Origin of the sequence: Streptococcus ovis DSM 16829, assembly GCF_000380125.1 — a bacterium.
Taxonomy (GTDB): domain Bacteria; phylum Bacillota; class Bacilli; order Lactobacillales; family Streptococcaceae; genus Streptococcus; species Streptococcus ovis.
Genome location: NZ_KB904574.1, coordinates 210,019 through 227,867, shown reverse-complemented (window position 1 = coordinate 227,867; position 17,849 = coordinate 210,019). Strand labels below are relative to the sequence as shown.

The 17,849-nt window shown below is 40.9% G+C and carries 18 protein-coding genes; all 18 read right to left on the bottom strand.

What is annotated here, in order from left to right; genetic code table 11:
* Positions 1–48: 48 nt before the first annotated feature.
* The 18 genes from A3I9_RS0106065 to lspA all read right to left on the bottom strand — a co-directional run bounded on the left by A3I9_RS0106065 (position 49) and on the right by lspA (position 17,849).
* Entirely contained in the window at positions 49–2,001 is a 1,953-nt protein-coding gene (locus A3I9_RS0106065; RefSeq protein ID WP_018378154.1) for a fructose-specific PTS transporter subunit EIIC, read from the bottom strand.
* Complete coding sequence (gene pfkB, locus A3I9_RS0106060) at positions 1,998–2,909, bottom strand: 1-phosphofructokinase (RefSeq protein ID WP_018378153.1); 912 nt, start codon at positions 2,907–2,909, stop codon at positions 1,998–2,000. The genes A3I9_RS0106065 and pfkB overlap by 4 nt, the downstream gene beginning before the upstream one ends.
* Positions 2,906–3,655, bottom strand: a complete 750-nt coding sequence (locus tag A3I9_RS0106055) for a DeoR/GlpR family DNA-binding transcription regulator (protein ID WP_018378152.1) — start codon at positions 3,653–3,655, stop codon at positions 2,906–2,908. Before A3I9_RS0106055 ends, pfkB begins: the two co-directional genes overlap by 4 nt.
* Positions 3,656–3,828: 173 nt before the next feature.
* Positions 3,829–4,557 carry a tRNA (guanosine(37)-N1)-methyltransferase TrmD gene (gene trmD / locus A3I9_RS0106050; protein WP_026217362.1) on the bottom strand — a complete coding sequence of 243 codons (729 nt, stop codon included), beginning with the start codon at positions 4,555–4,557 and terminating at the stop codon, positions 3,829–3,831.
* Positions 4,547–5,065 (bottom strand): ribosome maturation factor RimM, encoded by a 519-nt coding sequence (gene rimM / locus A3I9_RS0106045; RefSeq protein WP_018378150.1) that lies wholly within the window; start codon positions 5,063–5,065, stop codon positions 4,547–4,549. Before rimM ends, trmD begins: the two co-directional genes overlap by 11 nt.
* Before the next feature lie 125 nt (positions 5,066–5,190).
* Positions 5,191–5,430 carry a KH domain-containing protein gene (locus tag A3I9_RS0106040; RefSeq protein WP_018167302.1) on the bottom strand — a complete coding sequence of 80 codons (240 nt, stop codon included), beginning with the start codon at positions 5,428–5,430 and terminating at the stop codon, positions 5,191–5,193.
* A 24-nt stretch (positions 5,431–5,454) separates the two neighbouring features.
* Positions 5,455–5,727 carry a 30S ribosomal protein S16 gene (gene rpsP / locus A3I9_RS0106035; protein WP_018378149.1) on the bottom strand — a complete coding sequence of 91 codons (273 nt, stop codon included), beginning with the start codon at positions 5,725–5,727 and terminating at the stop codon, positions 5,455–5,457.
* 238 nt (positions 5,728–5,965) lie between these two features.
* Positions 5,966–7,501, bottom strand: coding sequence for an alkyl hydroperoxide reductase subunit F (gene ahpF, locus A3I9_RS0106030; protein ID WP_018378148.1), 1,536 nt, complete (start codon positions 7,499–7,501; stop codon positions 5,966–5,968).
* A 10-nt stretch (positions 7,502–7,511) separates the two neighbouring features.
* Positions 7,512–8,075 carry an alkyl hydroperoxide reductase subunit C gene (gene ahpC / locus A3I9_RS0106025; protein WP_018378147.1) on the bottom strand — a complete coding sequence of 188 codons (564 nt, stop codon included), beginning with the start codon at positions 8,073–8,075 and terminating at the stop codon, positions 7,512–7,514.
* A gap of 184 nt (positions 8,076–8,259) precedes the next feature.
* Positions 8,260–9,003, bottom strand: coding sequence for a class I SAM-dependent methyltransferase (locus A3I9_RS0106020; RefSeq protein WP_026217361.1), 744 nt, complete (start codon positions 9,001–9,003; stop codon positions 8,260–8,262).
* A 64-nt stretch (positions 9,004–9,067) separates the two neighbouring features.
* On the bottom strand, positions 9,068–12,244 hold the full coding sequence (carB, locus tag A3I9_RS0106015; RefSeq protein WP_018378145.1) for a carbamoyl-phosphate synthase large subunit: 3,177 nt from the start codon (positions 12,242–12,244) through the stop codon (positions 9,068–9,070).
* A 229-nt stretch (positions 12,245–12,473) separates the two neighbouring features.
* On the bottom strand, positions 12,474–13,556 hold the full coding sequence (locus A3I9_RS0106010) for a carbamoyl phosphate synthase small subunit (RefSeq protein ID WP_018378144.1): 1,083 nt from the start codon (positions 13,554–13,556) through the stop codon (positions 12,474–12,476).
* Positions 13,557–13,605: 49 nt separating this feature from the next.
* Positions 13,606–14,532, bottom strand: a complete 927-nt coding sequence (locus A3I9_RS0106005; protein ID WP_018378143.1) for an aspartate carbamoyltransferase catalytic subunit — start codon at positions 14,530–14,532, stop codon at positions 13,606–13,608.
* Between the two features lie 56 nt (positions 14,533–14,588).
* Positions 14,589–15,110 carry a bifunctional pyr operon transcriptional regulator/uracil phosphoribosyltransferase PyrR gene (pyrR, locus tag A3I9_RS0106000; protein ID WP_018378142.1) on the bottom strand — a complete coding sequence of 174 codons (522 nt, stop codon included), beginning with the start codon at positions 15,108–15,110 and terminating at the stop codon, positions 14,589–14,591.
* Between the two features lie 255 nt (positions 15,111–15,365).
* Complete coding sequence (locus tag A3I9_RS0105995) at positions 15,366–15,989, bottom strand: Pr6Pr family membrane protein (protein WP_018378141.1); 624 nt, start codon at positions 15,987–15,989, stop codon at positions 15,366–15,368.
* Positions 15,990–16,041: 52 nt separating this feature from the next.
* Positions 16,042–16,377, bottom strand: a complete 336-nt coding sequence (locus tag A3I9_RS0105990; protein ID WP_026217360.1) for a zinc ribbon domain-containing protein YjdM — start codon at positions 16,375–16,377, stop codon at positions 16,042–16,044.
* Positions 16,378–16,510: 133 nt separating this feature from the next.
* On the bottom strand, positions 16,511–17,401 hold the full coding sequence (locus A3I9_RS0105985; protein WP_018378139.1) for an RluA family pseudouridine synthase: 891 nt from the start codon (positions 17,399–17,401) through the stop codon (positions 16,511–16,513).
* Complete coding sequence (lspA, locus tag A3I9_RS0105980; protein WP_018378138.1) at positions 17,385–17,849, bottom strand: signal peptidase II; 465 nt, start codon at positions 17,847–17,849, stop codon at positions 17,385–17,387. Before lspA ends, A3I9_RS0105985 begins: the two co-directional genes overlap by 17 nt.

Below are 17,849 nucleotides of genomic sequence, written 5' to 3'. Positions count from 1 at the left end.
CGAAAAAACCTTGTCCAAAACAAGGTTTCTTCATGCTATTTACAATTATTATTTCGCTTTACGAAGAGCTCCGAAGAGAACACCAGACACCAGTGCACCAATCAGAACAAAGACAAGGTAAAGGAATGGGTTAGATGTTAAGGCAATAACGAAGACCCCTCCGTGTGGCGCCATCAATTTAATACCTGCAAGACCAACAAGAGCACCTGCTAAAGCAGAACCAGCAACAAAGCTTGGGATTGCACGGGCAGGATCTGCAGCTCCAAATGGAATCGCACCTTCTGTGATAAAGGAGAGACCCATGATGATATTTGTCAAACCAGAATCACGCTCTTCTTGTGTAAATTTGTCTTTGAAAAGTAGTGTAGCAATAAAGACTGCAAGTGGTGGAACCATACCACCAGCCATAACAGCCGCCATTACGACCGAACCACCACTTGTTACTGTTGCGGCAAGTGTTCCTGTACCAAAAACATAGGCAGCTTTATTTACAGGACCACCCATATCGACAGCCATCATACCACCAACAAGAAGACCAAGAAGGACAGCTGAACTACCTGATAAGCTTGTTAAGAAATCATTCAACGCTGTATTGATAGCAGACATTGGAATATTCACAGCTAGCATCAACAATCCTGTAATCATTACCCCGAGAAGCGGTAATAGCAAGATTGATTTCGCACCTTCTAATGAACGTGGAACTTTCACATATTTTTTCAAGATATTGACAACCCAACCAGCCAAGAAACCACCAACAAGGGCGCCAAGGAAACCAGAAGGAACTCCTGCAAGAGCCAAAGTTTCTTCTCCTCCAGCTGCGAAAGGAATTTTACCATAAGCCAAACCACTTGAAGCAATGGAACCAGCTACAAAACCGGAAACAAGACCCGGTTTTTCAGCGATTGAGTACGCTACATAACCAGCAAATACTGGGAGCATGAAGCCAAAGGCTGCACTACCAATCTTATTGAAAATAGATGAAATTTCATGATATGAACCAAGGCTACCTAAGCTGTCTTGTGGCACACCAAGGATATTGTCGAAAAGGAAGGCGAGGGCGATCATAATACCACCACCGATAACGAATGGAAGCATTTGGGAAACCCCACTCATCAAGTGTTTGTAGAAAGCTTGACCAGCTGACATCTTTTCTTCAGTCGCTACTGTTGCTTGTGCACCTTCTTTGGCTACATAAACTTCCGCTTCATCGTTCAAGATGATGTTAATCAATTCTTCTGTTTTCTTGATACCATCTGCAACTGGACGATTCACAAGTGGTTTACCGTTGAAACGAGGCATATCAACAGCCTTATCCGCTGCAATGATAACACCTTTTGCTTTTTCGATATCTGCTGCAGTCAATTTGTTCCCAACACCAGAGGCACCATTGGTTTCAACTTTGATACCAACGCCCATTTCAGCTGCAACTTTTTTCAAAGCTTCTTCAGCCATGTAAGTATGGGCGATACCAGTCGTACAAGCTGTAACAGCGACGATAAAGTCTTCACCAGCTTTTGGTGCAACTGGAGCTTCTTCTACTTTATCAGCTTCTTCAGCAGCGTCAAATGTTGCGATCACATCATCTGCCGATGTCACCGTGCGTAATTTAGCAGCAAAACCATCTTTCAACAAGTATTTAGATAATTCCGCAAGAGCTGCTAAGTGGGTATCATTTGCTCCATCTGGAGCTGCAATCATAAAGAACAAGTCAGTTGGTTGACCGTCAAGCGCTTCGTAGTCCACACCTTTAGCTGATTTAGCGAAAAGAACGGTTGCTTCTTTCACTGCTGCATTTTTGCTATGTGGCATCGCAATGCCATCACCCAAACCAGTTGAAGTCTGCGCTTCACGGTTCATGATACCAGTTTTGAATGTATCAAAATCAGTCACAACGCCATTGTTCACAAGGCTTGTAATCATTTCATCAATGACTGCTTCTTTTGTAGTTGCTTGCAAATCAAGAAGCATCACTTCTTTTTTCAGAAGGTCTTGAATTTTCATAGTTTTTCTACCTCTACTTTTTCATAAGTTTCTTTAATAAATTCGGCTGTCGCCAAATCATCTGAGAAGGTGGTTGCTGTACCACAAGCCACTCCCCATTTGAGAGCTTCAACTGGATCGCCAGATTTGACAAATTCACCAGTAAAACCAGCTACCATCGAATCTCCTGCTCCGACAGAGTTTTTCACTTGGCCTTTAATTGGTTTTGCGAAATACGCAGCCTCGGGAGTGACCAAGAGAGCACCATCTCCAGCCATAGAAATAATCACATTCTTCGCACCTTTAACAAGAATCTCACGGGCATATTTTTCAATATCTGCCAGACTGTTCAATTCCACTCCAAAGATATCTGCCAATTCGTGGTTGTTTGGTTTAACCAAAAGTGGCTCATGTGCTAGTGAATCCAAGAGAGTTTGTCCTTCGAAATCACAAACCACTTCTGCGCCTGCTTTTTTCGCAATTGGAATCAAGGTATTGTAAACCGTGTTGCCCAAACTTCTTGGTGCAGAACCAGCAAATACCACTGTATCTTGACTGGTCAATCCAGCTAAAATAGATTCTAGTTCTGCTAATTTCTCAGTTGAAATAGCAGGACCAGCTCCATTGATTTCAGTTTCTTCACCCGCTTTGATTTTTACATTGATACGTGTATCATCTGCAACTTCAACAAAGTGAGTGGCAATCCCTTCCTCAACGAGACCATCTTTGACAAAACGTCCTGTAAAGCCACCGATAAAACCAGTAGCAGTATTTTCAATCTCCAAACGTTTTAAAATTCGACTAACGTTGATTCCTTTTCCCCCAGCGTACTTATCATCGCTCTCCATGCGGTTCACGCTCCCCAGCGCTAAACTTTCAAGGCGAACAATATAGTCAATCGAAGGATTTAGGGTAACGGTATAAATCATGCGTCGATTACCTCCGTTTTTTCCTTAATTTTTTTTACAAGGGCTCCCTCAGCTTTCGTAGTGAGAATCGTCACTTCATCTACTTTAGCTACCTTAACAAATGAGACCTGCCCAAACTTAGAAGAATCTAAGAGGACATAGGCTTTTTGTGCATTTTCAATAATTGCTTTTTTGATGACCGCTTCTTCAATATCAGGTGTTGTCAGATAATGTTCATCCACACCATTCATACCGATAAAAGCCTTATCAAAATTCAGCTGTGCAATCTGGTCTAACGCCACTTTTCCAATACTAGCATCTGTTGACTGCTTTACATATCCTCCGATGATAATCGTCTTGATTTGCTGATCAACCAGCTTTGCTGCATGGTGAATAGAGTTTGTTACGACCGTCAGCTGCTTTTGGTGTAATTCTTCTACTAATAGTTCCGTAGTCGTCCCTGCATCAATGAAAATCACCTCATCATCCTCAATGAGCGATGCTGCTTTTTTAGCAATCTCCCGTTTTTGCTGAACGTTTTTGATAGATTTTTCTTGAATGGATTCTTCCACTTGTAAGCGCGAAATCATCTCCGCACCACCGTGAACTCGACGTAGATGGCCTTCTGCCTCCAATTCGTCCAAATCCCTTCTAACAGTTGACTCCGAACTATCCACTAATTGAACCAGTTCTTCTAGCTGAATGAATTTTTTTTCCTTGATTTCCTTCAAAATCAATTGTTTTCGTTCAGATTTAAGAATAACCATCACCTCCTGCAACCGATTACATCTATTATTATACATCTTTATTTCATTTTGTCAAACATTTTCTATCAAAATCTTTCAAAATAATGCATTTTTTTGGGGTAATTCGATCAAAACTATGAAAACAAAGACGAAAACTATCATTTTCTTTCATTTCTCTAAAAAAACACTACATTTTACTGCAGTGTTTCTCTCTCTTGTTTGATTTTCTCAAAAATCTTTCGCTCTTCTTCTGTAAATGAGTAATGTTCTAGTAAATCTGGTCTACGTTCTAACGTCTTGCGCAGACTTTGTTCGATTCGCCAACGACGAATATTCTCATGATGACCACTCATCAAAACATCTGGCACTTTCATTCCACGGAAATCATATGGACGAGTGTACTGTGGATATTCCAAGAGACCTGATGAGAAACTATCGTCTTGATGGCTAGCTTCTTTGCCAATCACTTCTGGAATAAGACGAACGGTAGCATCCACCATGGTCATGGCTGCCAACTCGCCACCTGTCAATACAAAATCGCCTAGGGAAATTTCGTCAGTCACCAATGTTTTGATGCGTTCATCATAGCCCTCATAGTGCCCACAGATAAAAATTAACTCCTCTTCCCGTGCCAAATCTTCCGCGTAGGCTTGGTCAAAGGTGCGGCCAGCAGGATCCAGCAAGATCACACGAGGGTTCTTCGCTTGAATAGCATCCATTGCATCAAAAATCGGCTGAGCTCGAAGCAACATTCCTTGCCCACCACCATAGGGTTCATCATCCACATGACGTGCGTTCTCTGCATAATCACGAAAATTGTGATAGTTGATGTCTAACAGACCTTTTTCTTTCGCTTTTCCAACAATGGAATGCTCGAGTGGGGCGAACATTTCTGGAAAGAGCGTCAAAATATCAATCTTCATCATCTAACCCTTCCAACAGTTCAACATCTACGCGATTACCCGCAATATCCACATTTAAGACCACTGGTGGGATATAAGGCAAGAGCAAATCACGCTTGCCTTTACGAGCCACTACCCAGACATCATTGGCACCCGGTTGCAAGATTTCCTTGATTTGTCCGATGAGAACATCCCTTTCATACACATCTAATCCAATGATTTCATGATAGTAGAATTCGTCCTCTTCTAATTCTGTCAAATCTTCTTCAGCAACCTTAAGCGAACACCCTTTATACTTCTCTACATCATTGATATGATAGAGCCCCTTGAATTTGACAATGTCAAAATTCTTCTGCTTACGGTGAGTTGCTACTTCTACTTCCAATACAAACTGATCCTTGTCGTTAAAAATAGATAGTTTGCTTCCTTTTTTGAAGCGCTCTTCTGCAAAATCCGTCACCGATAACACACGCAATTCGCCTTGCAATCCTTGCGTATTGACAATTTTTCCAACGTTAAAGTAATTCATGTAAACTCCAAAACTATATTTTCTCTATTCTATCAGAAAGCTCTTTTTTTCTCAACTTGATTGAAAATATCAGCACAGCTTCTCTGCTTCTGAGCGAAATAAAAAATGGTCCACTGGACCATTTTTTATTTCTCGTCAATGACAAGACGTACTTTTTTATCACTTGTTGGAACTGAATAAACAATCGTACGAATCGCAGAAATTGTGCGACCTTTTCTACCGATTACACGGCCGATATCAGACTGATCCAAGTCCAAATGGTACTCTAAGAATTCAGGTGTATCAACGATTTTAATCGTCAAGCTATCAGGTTGTGAAATCAAAGGTTTCACAATTGCAATAATAAGATTTTCAATCATATCCATAAGTGTTCTCGTTTCGTCAGGTAATTATTTTGAGAATTTAGCGTCGTGGAATTTCTTCATAACGCCTTCTTTTGAAAGGATGTTACGAACTGTATCAGATGGTTGCGCACCTTTAGCCAACCAGTCAAGAACGCGGTCTTCTTTCAATGTTACTTGATTTTCAGCAACCAATGGGTTGTAAGTACCAACTGTTTCGATGAAACGACCATCACGTGGAGCACGTGAGTCTGCTACGTTGATACGGTAGAAAGGTTTTTTCTTAGAACCCATACGAGTTAAACGGATTTTTACTGCCATTTTTAAATGTTCTCTTTTCTTTAATTTTTTATTTTGTTGACGGTCTCCCGCAACTTACTTAATCTATTATAACAGAATTTCGAACAGTGTCAAGAAAAAAACTTGACAGATAAAAAATATTTTTAATCGTACTGAAAAGTAGATTCTAAAAATGAAAAGCCCTCATTCCGAATATGGATTATAGACTGTTCGTCAATATGTTGGATGGCTACTTATCAAACCAAAATCGTTTTCTAATTTATTGACGAATCAAATAGTCAAAGGCACCAAGGGCGGCTGTCGCCCCTGACCCCATAGAGATGATGATTTGTTTATAGGCGCTATTCGTACAATCACCTGCGGCAAAGATACCATCAATATTAGTAGCTCCGTGGCTATCCACTACGATTTCTCCTGCCTTAGTAAATTCTAAGCCACTGTCTGCCAACCAATTGGTGTTCGGAACTAGACCAATTTGAACAAAAACTCCCTCAATATCTAAAGGAAATTCTTTTTGAGTGGTGCGGTCCGTATAAATTAGACCTTCCACCTCATCGTGACCAACAATCTCTTTTGTCGCTACATTTGTCAACACAGTCGTATTAGAAAGATTATGTAGACGTTCTTGCAGAACTTGATCTGCTTTGAGGGTTTCCATAAATTCCAAAAGGTAAACATGATCAGCTAGCCCCGCCAAATCAATCGCAGCCTCAACACCAGAATTACCGCCACCGATAACTGCTACCTTCTTCCCTTCAAAAAGAGGTCCATCACAATGCGGACAATAAGTCACCCCTTTATTGCGCAATTCTTGTTCACCTGGAACATTGACATTACGCCATCGAGCACCAACAGCTAAAATAACAGTTTTCGCTTTAAGAATGTGACCATTTTCCAGTTCCACCTCAACTAAGTCTGTCTTACGAATGGATTTTGCACGTTGATTTTTCATGATGTCAATCGGATAAGACTTAGTATGATTCTCTACATGCGCCATCAACTTTGGACCTTCTGTATAGGTCTGTCCTATCATATTTTCAATGCCGACAGTTTCCATCACTTGACCACCGAAAGTCTCGACTAACATGCCTGTCTTAATTCCCTTGCGCGCCGCATAAATGGCTGCACTGTTACCTGCTGGACCACCACCGATAACCAAAACATCAAAGATCCCCTTTTTAGCAAAACTGTCATCTGGCAAAGGGCTAGCAACCTTATCAACCAGTTGCTCAATTGTCATTCGACCGCTGACAAACTCTTCACCATTGAGGAAGACAGTTGGTACTGCCATGATTTTTTTGGCTTCTACTTCCTCTTTAAACATACCACCTTCTATCATGGTATGACTGATCTTAGGATTGAGTACACTCATAATATTGAGAGCCTGAACTACATCTGGACAATTATGACAAGTCAAGCTAACATAAGTCTCAAAATGAAGTTCTTGATTGATAGACTGGATGCGTTCAACCATTTCCGCATCAACCTTAGGTGCGCGACCTGAAACTTGCAAAAGCGCTAGAACAAAAGAAGTAAACTCATGCCCTAGCGGTAAGCCAGCAAAACTAACACCACTTGTACCATCTGGTCTTATGATTTCAAATGTAGGTTTGCGTTGACCTAAATCGGTTTCTAATAAACTTAGACGTGGTGACATTGTGACAATTTCTTCTAAAAATTCTCGAACCTTTTGAGAATGATCGTTTGTTGCTAAATCAGCTTTGAAAATCAAATCTGATTCTAGTAATTCTAAATATTGCCCTAATTGAACCTTGATATCTGCATCTAATGCCATAGAATCACCTCTAAATTTTACCAACAAGGTCTAAACTTGGTTTTAGAGTTTCTGCCCCTTCTTTCCATTTTGCTGGACAAACTTCACCCGGATGCTGGCGAACGTATTGAGCAGCGCGAATCTTGTCTACCAAGACACTCGCATCACGCCCAATACCATCTGCATTGACTTCCATTGTTTGAACTACACCATCTGGGTCAATGATGAAAGTACCACGCTGTGCCAAGCCAGCTTCTTCGTCTAAGACATCAAAAATACGTGAAATATGGTGAGATGGATCACCAATCATGATGTACTCAATCTTGCCAATAGCATCTGACGTATCATGCCATGCTTTATGCGTAAAATGTGTATCTGTTGAAACGGAATAAACCTCTACGTCCAAATTCTTGAGAGTAGCATATTGCCCTTGCAAATCTTCCAACTCAGTCGGACAGACAAAGGTAAAATCCGCTGGATAAAAGCAGACAACGCTCCATTTCCCTTTGAAATCTTCTTGTGTAAGTGATAAAAACTTACCATTGTGATAGGCATTTGCTGTAAAATCTTCTACCGCTTTACCAATAAGTGACATAATAAAATCCTCCTTAGTATAGTATAGTTGTTTGATAATCAAAGAATATCACTAATCCTATTATAAACATTGAAAATGGTTTTTGCAACTATTTTATACTAATCTGGTAAATTATTTTTGTCACATTCTTATTGAACAGAGAAACTATTCACATTAAACGATAGCATTGTTCTACTCGGTACACTTACATCAACAGTATTCCATAATGAAACTTCTGATAAGGCCTCACAAATCGTTTGAATCCAAAGTCTTCAAAGACCGTATCTCGAAAATGGGCTTTTAGAATGATTTTATTACGAGCGACACGTTTGGCTTCTGATAAAAAAGCTTCGTTTAATTTAGCATAATTTGCCAACTGCTTGATACCAGAAAGATTGTCGGACTCTTTGATTTCCTCTGAAAACATGGGGTCACAGTAAATGATGTCGTAGGAATTGTCCTCTTGCTGCTTGAGGAAGTCAAGACTATCAGCACACGCCGTCTGAATCCGACGCATCGCTGTATTGACGACCATATTTCCCGTATCAAAAGTCTGCAACCCACGCGCAACAATCGCATGAATAAGAGACTGACTTTCCAAAGCAGTTACTACATGACCAGCAGCACTCATAACAATGCTATCGCTCGCCAAGCCCATTGTCGTATCTAAAATCGTCTGTGTTTCCTTACCCAGCAACTCAACCAGAGGATCACGTGGCGCCTTTATCCGCAACATAGCTGTATCAGGATGGAAAGAAAAGGAAGTCCCATCCGCATACTCTAGGCTCAACTTCTCCTGAGTTAACAAGAGAATATCACCGTATAATGCCTGTAACTTCTTCATAGACCGCTTCTCACGCGCTACATAGTCTATTTTTAGTGACGCTCCAATTGCCTGCGCCTCTTTCTCTAAGGCCGGTGTCACTCTTGAACTCGTTGTGATTATCATAGGAGTATTATAGCATGAATCCCTCATAAAAACTAAGACTGGATGTTTATCCAGCCTTTTCATCTTATATCGCTTGTGTGGTAAAACCGCGGTTTTCAAGGACTTGTAACATGGCTTCTGCTGTATCAAGTGCTGTAAAAAGTGGTACACCTTGACTAATGGCTGAGCTTCGGATCACTTGACCATCTTCATCAGCGGTCCGTTTGGTACCAACTGTATTGATGATGGCTTGAACTTTTCCTTGGCGAACGAGGTTTGGAATGGCGGTTTCTCCTTGACCAATTTTACCGACAAGTTGCGTTTCTAGACCATTTTCAGCAAAATAATTTGCAGTGCCTTCTGTCGCAAAGACTGTATAACCAATGCGGTCAAATCGTTTGGCCAATTCCAAGGCTTCTTCTTTGGTATCGTCCGCAATCGTAAAGACCACATTGCCAAATTCTGGTAGATGGAAATAAGATGCTTCAAAAGCTTTATAGAGAGCTTTTTCTAAAGTTACATCAGATCCCATCACCTCACCAGTTGACTTCATCTCAGGTCCCAACAAACTGTCTACTTTTGCCAATTTGGTAAAGGAGAATACCGGTGCTTTTACATGAACCTGTTGGCTCTCTGGATATAATCCATCTTCGTAGCCTTGTTCAGCCAGTGATTTGCCAAGAATCAAGTTCGTTGCCACTTGCGCCATCGGAATATCTGTCACTTTAGAGAGGAACGGTACCGTACGGCTAGCGCGTGGGTTCACCTCAATCACATATACCGTCTCGTCTTTAATGACAAACTGAATGTTCATCATACCGATACAGTTTAAACCAAGAGCCAAACGTTTGGTGTAATCTGCAATCGTATCTTGAATTTCTTTGGAAAGGGTCTGTGGAGGATAGACGGCCATGGAGTCACCCGAGTGAACTCCTGCACGCTCAATGTGTTCCATGATCCCTGGAATTAAGACATCTGTACCGTCAGAAATAGCATCTACCTCACACTCTCGTCCAACAATATAAGAATCTACAAGGACAGGGTGCTCTGGACTTGCTTTGACAGCTGTCCGCATATAGGAACGCAAGTCTTCTTCATTTTCTACAATTTCCATAGCACGACCACCGAGAACATAAGATGGACGAACCAGCACTGGAAAACCAATCTTACGGGCAGCTTCGACCGCTTCTTCTTCGTTGGTTGTAGTTTGCCCTGGTGGTTGAGGAATGTCTAATTCCTTCAGTGCTTTTTCAAATAAATCACGGTCCTCAGCACGGTCCAAATCCTCAACCTGTGTTCCAAGAATCGTAACTCCTGCATGCGACAAGGCTTCTGCTAAGTTAATGGCAGTTTGCCCACCAAATTGAACTACAACACCTTTGGGCTGTTCTAACTCAATGACATTCATCACATCTTCAAAAGTCAATGGTTCAAAGTACAGTTTATCAGAAACAGAGAAGTCTGTTGACACTGTCTCTGGATTTGAATTCATGATGATGGCTTCATAACCTGTTACTTGAATAGCCTTGACAGAATGAACCGTTGCATAGTCAAATTCTACCCCTTGACCGATACGGATTGGACCAGAACCAAGCACAAGCACAGAGTCTTTATCAGACTTGATAGACTCGTTTTCCCACTCATAAGTTGAGTAAAAATATGGCGTGCTTGATTCAAACTCTGCTGCGCAGGTATCTACCATCTTGTAAACAGGGACAATCTTATTCTCAAGACGAAGAGTACGTACTTCTGCTGATGTCATCTCCCAAAGCTCTGCGATCTTCCTATCCGCAAACCCATTGCGTTTTGCTTCTTTGAGCACATCAAGATCACCGATATGCGTTGCAAGTTCTTGCTCAATTTCATAAATGTGAAGAAGTTTATCAAGGAAAAAAATATCAATCTTTGTCAGCTCTGACAATTCCTCAATGGTATAGCCACGACGAATCGCCTCCGACAAATAGAAAAGTCGATCATCTTGTGCTTTGACGATTTTTGCTACCAAGTCGTCATCTGTCACTTCTGATAGTTCCCGCATTTCATTATGGAAAACACCGATTTCAAGGGAGCGACAGGCTTTTAGAAGACTTTCTTCGATGTTTCGACCGATCGCCATGACTTCCCCAGTTGCCTTCATCTGCGTGCCAAGTTGGCGTTCTCCGTGTTCAAATTTATCAAATGGAAAACGTGGGATTTTCGCCACAACGTAGTCTAAGGCAGGTTCAAACATAGCGTAGGTTGTACCTGTGACAGGGTTAATCATTTCATCAAGAGTTAATCCTACCGCAATTTTGGCAGCTAATTTGGCGATAGGATACCCAGTTGCTTTTGAAGCAAGAGCTGAGGATCGAGATACACGTGGATTTACCTCAATCACATAGTATTTAAAACTATGTGGGTCAAGGGCTAGTTGCACATTACATCCCCCTTCGATTTTAAGGGCACGGATAATTTTCAAGCTAGCATCCCGTAGCAGTTGATTCTCAATATCTGAGAGTGTTTGTGTAGGAGCAAAGACGATGGAATCGCCTGTATGAATGCCAACTGGGTCAAAGTTTTCCATGTTGCATACGACCAAAGCATTATCAGCTGCATCGCGCATGACTTCGTATTCAATTTCTTTAAAGCCAGCGATTGAACGTTCAATCAAACATTGAGTTACTGGTGACAATTTCAAACCATTTTTAGCGATGTCACGGAGTTCTTCTTCACTGGCACACATACCGCCACCGGTACCACCAAGTGTAAAAGCAGGGCGGACAATCACAGGGTAACCAATGCTATTAGCAAAATTCACTGCTTCTTCAACTGTTTCCACGATTTCAGATTCTGGAATTGGCTGCTCCAAATCTTCCATCAATTGCTTGAACAAATCACGGTCCTCAGCTTGGTCAATAGCAGACAATTTTGTTCCCAGAAGCTCAACACCAAGCTCATCAAGGATACCTGCTTTAGACAGTTGCATCGCCATGTTCAAACCAGTTTGACCACCAAGGGTTGGTAAAAGAGCATCCGGTCGCTCCTTGCGGAGAATGCGGGTCACAAATTCTAAGGTAATGGGTTCAATATACACCTTATCCGCAATTTCTTTATCTGTCATAATAGTAGCAGGATTGGAATTGACTAAAATGACACTGTAGCCTTCTTCTTTTAAGGCCAGACAGGCTTGTGTCCCTGCATAATCAAATTCAGCAGCCTGCCCGATAATAATCGGTCCAGAACCAATCACCATAATTTTTTTGATATCAATACGTTTAGGCATAATACATGATACAAAGCCGTCAAGCGAAGGCAAAATAAGAAACTTGAGGCAGACACTGGCGTCTAGCCAACGTTTATCTTTTTAGCACAGCTTGTAGGGCGTGTTCAAATTAGCAGACTCACTAACTGAACCTGTATCCTCTCCTTTCTTTATTCTCTACCTCACAGGGTAGAATTAAATAAATGTTCAACGATTTTTCGTCAAAAATCTAGTACAAATAACACCTGGACTATCCTTTTTCCAATTTCCATGCATCTATCATTTCTAAAAATTCATCAAAGAGATAACTAGCATCATGCGGACCAGGTGCAGCATCAGGGTGAAATTGTACAGAGAAAGCTGGAAATTCACGATGACGGACACCTTCAACTGATTTATCATTGATTTCCTCATGTGTCACCATCAAGCAATCAGGCAAACTCTCTCTATCTACTGCAAAACCATGGTTTTGACTGGTAAAGTCAACGCGGCCAGTCGCAATCTCACGGACAGCATGGTTAAAACCACGGTGGCCAAATTTCATCTTATACGTTTTCGCACCATTAGCTAAACTAAAGAGTTGATGTCCCATACAGATTCCAAAAATTGGAATTTTCCCCTGCACACCACGAATCATCTCTAACGCTTCTGGGACTGCTGTTGGATTGCCAGGACCATTTGAGAGCATAACACCATCTGGATTCAAATGTAAAATCTCTTCTGATGTTGTGTTGTATGGTACCACTGTGACATTGCAATCACGTTTTGAAAATTCACGCAGAATAGAGTGTTTCAAACCAAAATCAACCAGTACAATATTTTTCCCAATTCCAGGAGCAGGATAGGCTGTTTTTGTGGATACTTGTTTAATATGATTTGCTGGTAATACGGTCGCTCTCAATTGATCTGATAAATGCTCAATCGTATCCCCCACGTCTGCCATGGTCGCTTTCATTGTGCCATGTTGCCGAATAATTTTAGTCAAAGCTCGCGTATCAATCCCTGAAATTCCTGGAATCTTTTTCACTTTCAAAAACTCATCCAAGGTCATCTGATTTCGCCAATTGCTTGCACGACGTGCTACCTCCGAAACCACCACTCCTTTACAAGTTGGAAAAATCGATTCATAATCATCTCGGTTGACTCCATAATTTCCCACTAATGGATAAGTAAAGGTCAAAATTTGTCCATTATAAGATTGATCCGTAATAGATTCTTGATATCCAGTCATCCCTGTATTAAAGACAATTTCGCCTGTGACATCGATATCTGCTCCAAAGGCTAGCCCTTCAAAAATAGTCCCGTCTTCCAGTATTAATAGTCTCTTTGTCATTTACTTCCTTTCGTAGATTCTCTCTGAAATCCTTTAACGATGGTGAAAATTAGGCTTTACCGTTCAAAACTGCTTCTAAAATTGCCATCCGCACAAAGACGCCATTGGTCATCTGACGGACGATACGCGCTTTCGGAGCCTCAACTAAACTATCATCAATTTCTACATCACGGTTAACAGGTGCTGGGTGCATGACAATGGCTGTATCTTTCAAACGTTTATAGCGTTCCACTGTCAGACCAAATTGACGATTGTAATCCTCTTTTGAGAAACTTTCTTGACCATCATGACGCTCATGTTGGACACGAAGAAGCATCATCACATCTACCTCGTCAACAATGTCATCAATACCAACATGTTGGCCATATACATCAAATTCGGATGAATACCATTCTTTCGGACCAGCAAAAAAGATTTCAGCTCCCAAACGTTTCAAAATCTGCATATTGGATTTCGCCACACGCGAGTGCGTAATATCACCAGCAATGACAATCTTTAAACCTTCAAACCCACCAAATTCTTCATAAATCGTCATCAAATCTAACAAGGATTGACTTGGGTGCTGACCCGAACCATCACCACCGTTGACAATTGAAGTTTGGATGGTTGGACTATCAATCAACTGCTTGTAATAGTCCACTTCTGAGTGGCGAATCACACAAATATCTACTCCAAGCGCACTCATGGTTAAAATCGTATCATACAAAGTTTCTCCCTTATTAACTGAACTCGTACGTGCATCAAAGTCAATCATCCCCATTCCAAGGCGAAGCTCTGCCATTTCAAATGATTTATGCGTCCGAGTAGAATCCTCAAAGAATAGATTTGACGCATAGTAAGTGCGATCGTGTGCAATCTCAACTTCTCCTTTTTTGAACTGAATGCCACGTTTAATCAGACCAAGAACTTCCTCGTTAGAGAGAGTTTCCATTGTAACCAAGTGCTTGAGTGAAACCTTACCATTTGTGATTGTCATGCTTTGTACCTTTTTACCTTTGTTATTGAAATAATATGAAGAAAAGTGCGATGTAACTAATTTGCTTCTAAGAGAAGGACAGTGTCTTGTCCATCAATTTCGGACATATGAACAATAATTTCCTCAGTGCGACTGGTCGGAATATTTTTCCCAACATAATCCGCCCGAATCGGTAATTCTCGATGACCTCTATCTACCAGGACTGCTAGACTCACACGCGCAGGTCTTCCGAGACTCACAAGGTTATCAATCGCAGCTCGAATTGTCCGCCCTGTATAAAGGACATCATCAATCAAAATGACATCCCGGTCATTGATATCTGCCTTCATCATCGTCGTATCTTCTTCGACTTTTACATCATCACGGAAAGGTTTCGTATCTAGCTCACCGACTGGTACTTCGATACCTTCCAGTTGTTTCAGTCGCTCCTGAATTCTACGAGCAATAAAGACACCTCGTGTTTTAATCCCTGCCAATACAATCTTATCCAGATTCTTATTGCGCTCAATGATTTCATAAGTAATCCGAGTAATGGCACGTTTCATTGTCATTTCATCGACAATTTCTTTTGTTCTCATCAAAAGACCTCCTAATTTTTACCTAATGGCATGAAAAAAATCTCCTCTTTCAAGGAGATTTCAGAAAATCTAGGGATAACAAAACCAGTCACCCTATCTCTACATGATACTCCTTGCTTGCCTCACGGGACAATACTTAAAGGATTTTTAATTGCTCTTAGTATAGCAGAAAAAAAAAGAACTGACAAATGATTTCCGTTAAAATCAGAAATTTTCTAGTCAATTCCGAATGATTCTCGTTTTTTATCTCGTTTTTCAATCTTTTCTCTTCCACGACAGGGATTTCACCATATAAAAGACATAGCCTGCTAACACATAACTGACAAAAATTCCTGCAGCATACGTTAAGACGAACTGCCAGCCATACTTGGTCACATTCAGGAAAAAGTAGGCAAATGGGCTATCAACAGCTGCTGGAATAGGTATTTTCACTACTAAACCATTGAAAAGAGCAAAAATCATGTATAAAACAGGCAATACTGTCCAGAAAATTGGGTCATACCATCTATACTGCGACTGATGGTCTATCAAGAGGGTATCAATGAAAAAATACAGTGGAACGATATAGTGGCAAAGAATATTTTCGAGACGCCAAAAATCCGTTACCAAGGGAGCCAACATAAAATGATAGATGACGAAAGTAATCATGATCGACATGGTCACTCCAGCTTTTACACGTAAAAAAGATTGGTTTTGCAAATCCTTTTTATGATACATTGCAACGACCATATATACTGAAAAAACTGCGACTAATAAGTTGGACAAAACTATGTAATACAGCAACATTCCTGCACCATATAGGTAGATTTGTAAAGTTGTTCCAAGGATAGCAACAAATGCCAACAAACAACGTGAATAAAATAAAATATTTCGATTCATCTTTTCCTTCTAACTAAAAGAAGCTGGAACTTCCAGCCTCCTCATTTCACCATTAAATCTTTTTCACAAACTCTGATTTGAGCTTCATTGCTCCAAATCCATCAATCTTACAGTCGATATTGTGATCCCCTTCAACAATGCGAATATTTTTCACACGCGTGCCTTGCTTCAAGTCTTTTGGCGCTCCCTTGACTTTCAAGTCTTTAATCAGTGTGACTGTATCCCCATCTGCAAGACGGTTCCCATTCGCATCAATTGCGACAACACCTTCTTCTTCTACCACATCAGCTGGATTCCATTCATAGGCACATTCAGGACAAACAAGTAATGTTCCGTCTTCATATACGTACTCTGAGTTACACTGTGGGCAATTTGGTAAAGTTTCCATACAATTGTCATTTCCTTTTTCTATTTTTCCTGTTTTATAGTATAACACGTTAGGAGAAGAAGGGCAAGATGATAAGGTTTTCACTGCTTTTTCCAAGCAAAAATGATGACGATAGGCCATCATTTTGTTATGGTTACCTTGTTTTTAATTTCGCAAGCGTTTCTTGGAAAATAGCTGGCGCTTCTGCTGTAAAAGTCATCATTTCTCCAGTACTTGGATGCGTAAATCCAAGAGTTTGCGCGTGCAAGAATTGACCGTGGCCCTTTAAGGTTTTACGAGATCCATATACCTCATCTCCTGCAACGGGGTGGCCAATATAAGCCATATGAACACGAATTTGATGTGTCCGACCTGTTTCCAGAGTCAATTCAACCAGTGTATAGTCTCCAAATCGCTCCAACACTTGGAACCGTGTCACTGCCGGTTTTCCTTTTGCAGTCACCGCCTGTTTCTTACGATCTTTGTCAGAGCGACCGATCGGTGCTTCAATCACGCCACGGTCATTTGGCAGATTTCCATGAACGATAGCAAGGTATTTCCTTAAGGACTTCTTCGCCTTTAATTCATCCGCCAATTTTAGGTGTGCTTGATCATGTTTAGCAACCATAAGAAGGCCAGACGTATCTTTATCAATACGATGGACAATACCTGGACGCAAGACACCATTAATACCAGATAAGTCCTTCACATGATATAAGAGAGCATTGACCAAGGTACCACTTGTGTGCCCAGCCGACGGGTGAACAACCATGCCCTGAGGCTTATTGACCACCACTACATCCGCATCTTCATACACGATCTCAAGCGGTAGATTTTCTGGGAGGTATGCTATCTCTTCCACTTCAGGTATTTGATAACTGATAACATCTCCAGCCTGTACAGTGTATTTCGCTTTTTTAGGTTGACCATTGACCAAGACCTGCCCTAGTTTAATTTGCTCATTGGCTACTGTTCGTGACAAGTCAGTCAAATCTGCCAATGCCTTATCCAGACGAATCCCGCCCTTTTCAATTGTTAAGTCCATGATCCTCTTCTTTCATCAAACAAATAAATAAAATTAGTACACCTACTGTTAAATAACTATCCGCCACATTAAAAATTGGAAAATTAATAAAGTCCAAGTGAAACATATCAACGACATAGCCTAAACGCAGACGATCAATAAAATTCCCCAAGCCACCAGCAATAACTAAAGATAGACTGCTCACTAACCAAAGGCTTCCTTGCAAATTCTTCACCAAATACCAAACAGCTCCTGTCATTACCACCAATGTAACAATGATAAAAAAGAATTGTTGATTTTGCAAGAGTGACCAGGCAGCACCGTAGTTTCGTAAGTAAGCCAAACTCAGCACATTCGGTATAAAATCTTGTACTGTATCCAAGGCAATATGTTCAACAATCCACCATTTTACCAATTGATCAAGTACAATCATTGCCGCAATAGCAGTTGGAATCCAAATTTTTCTCAT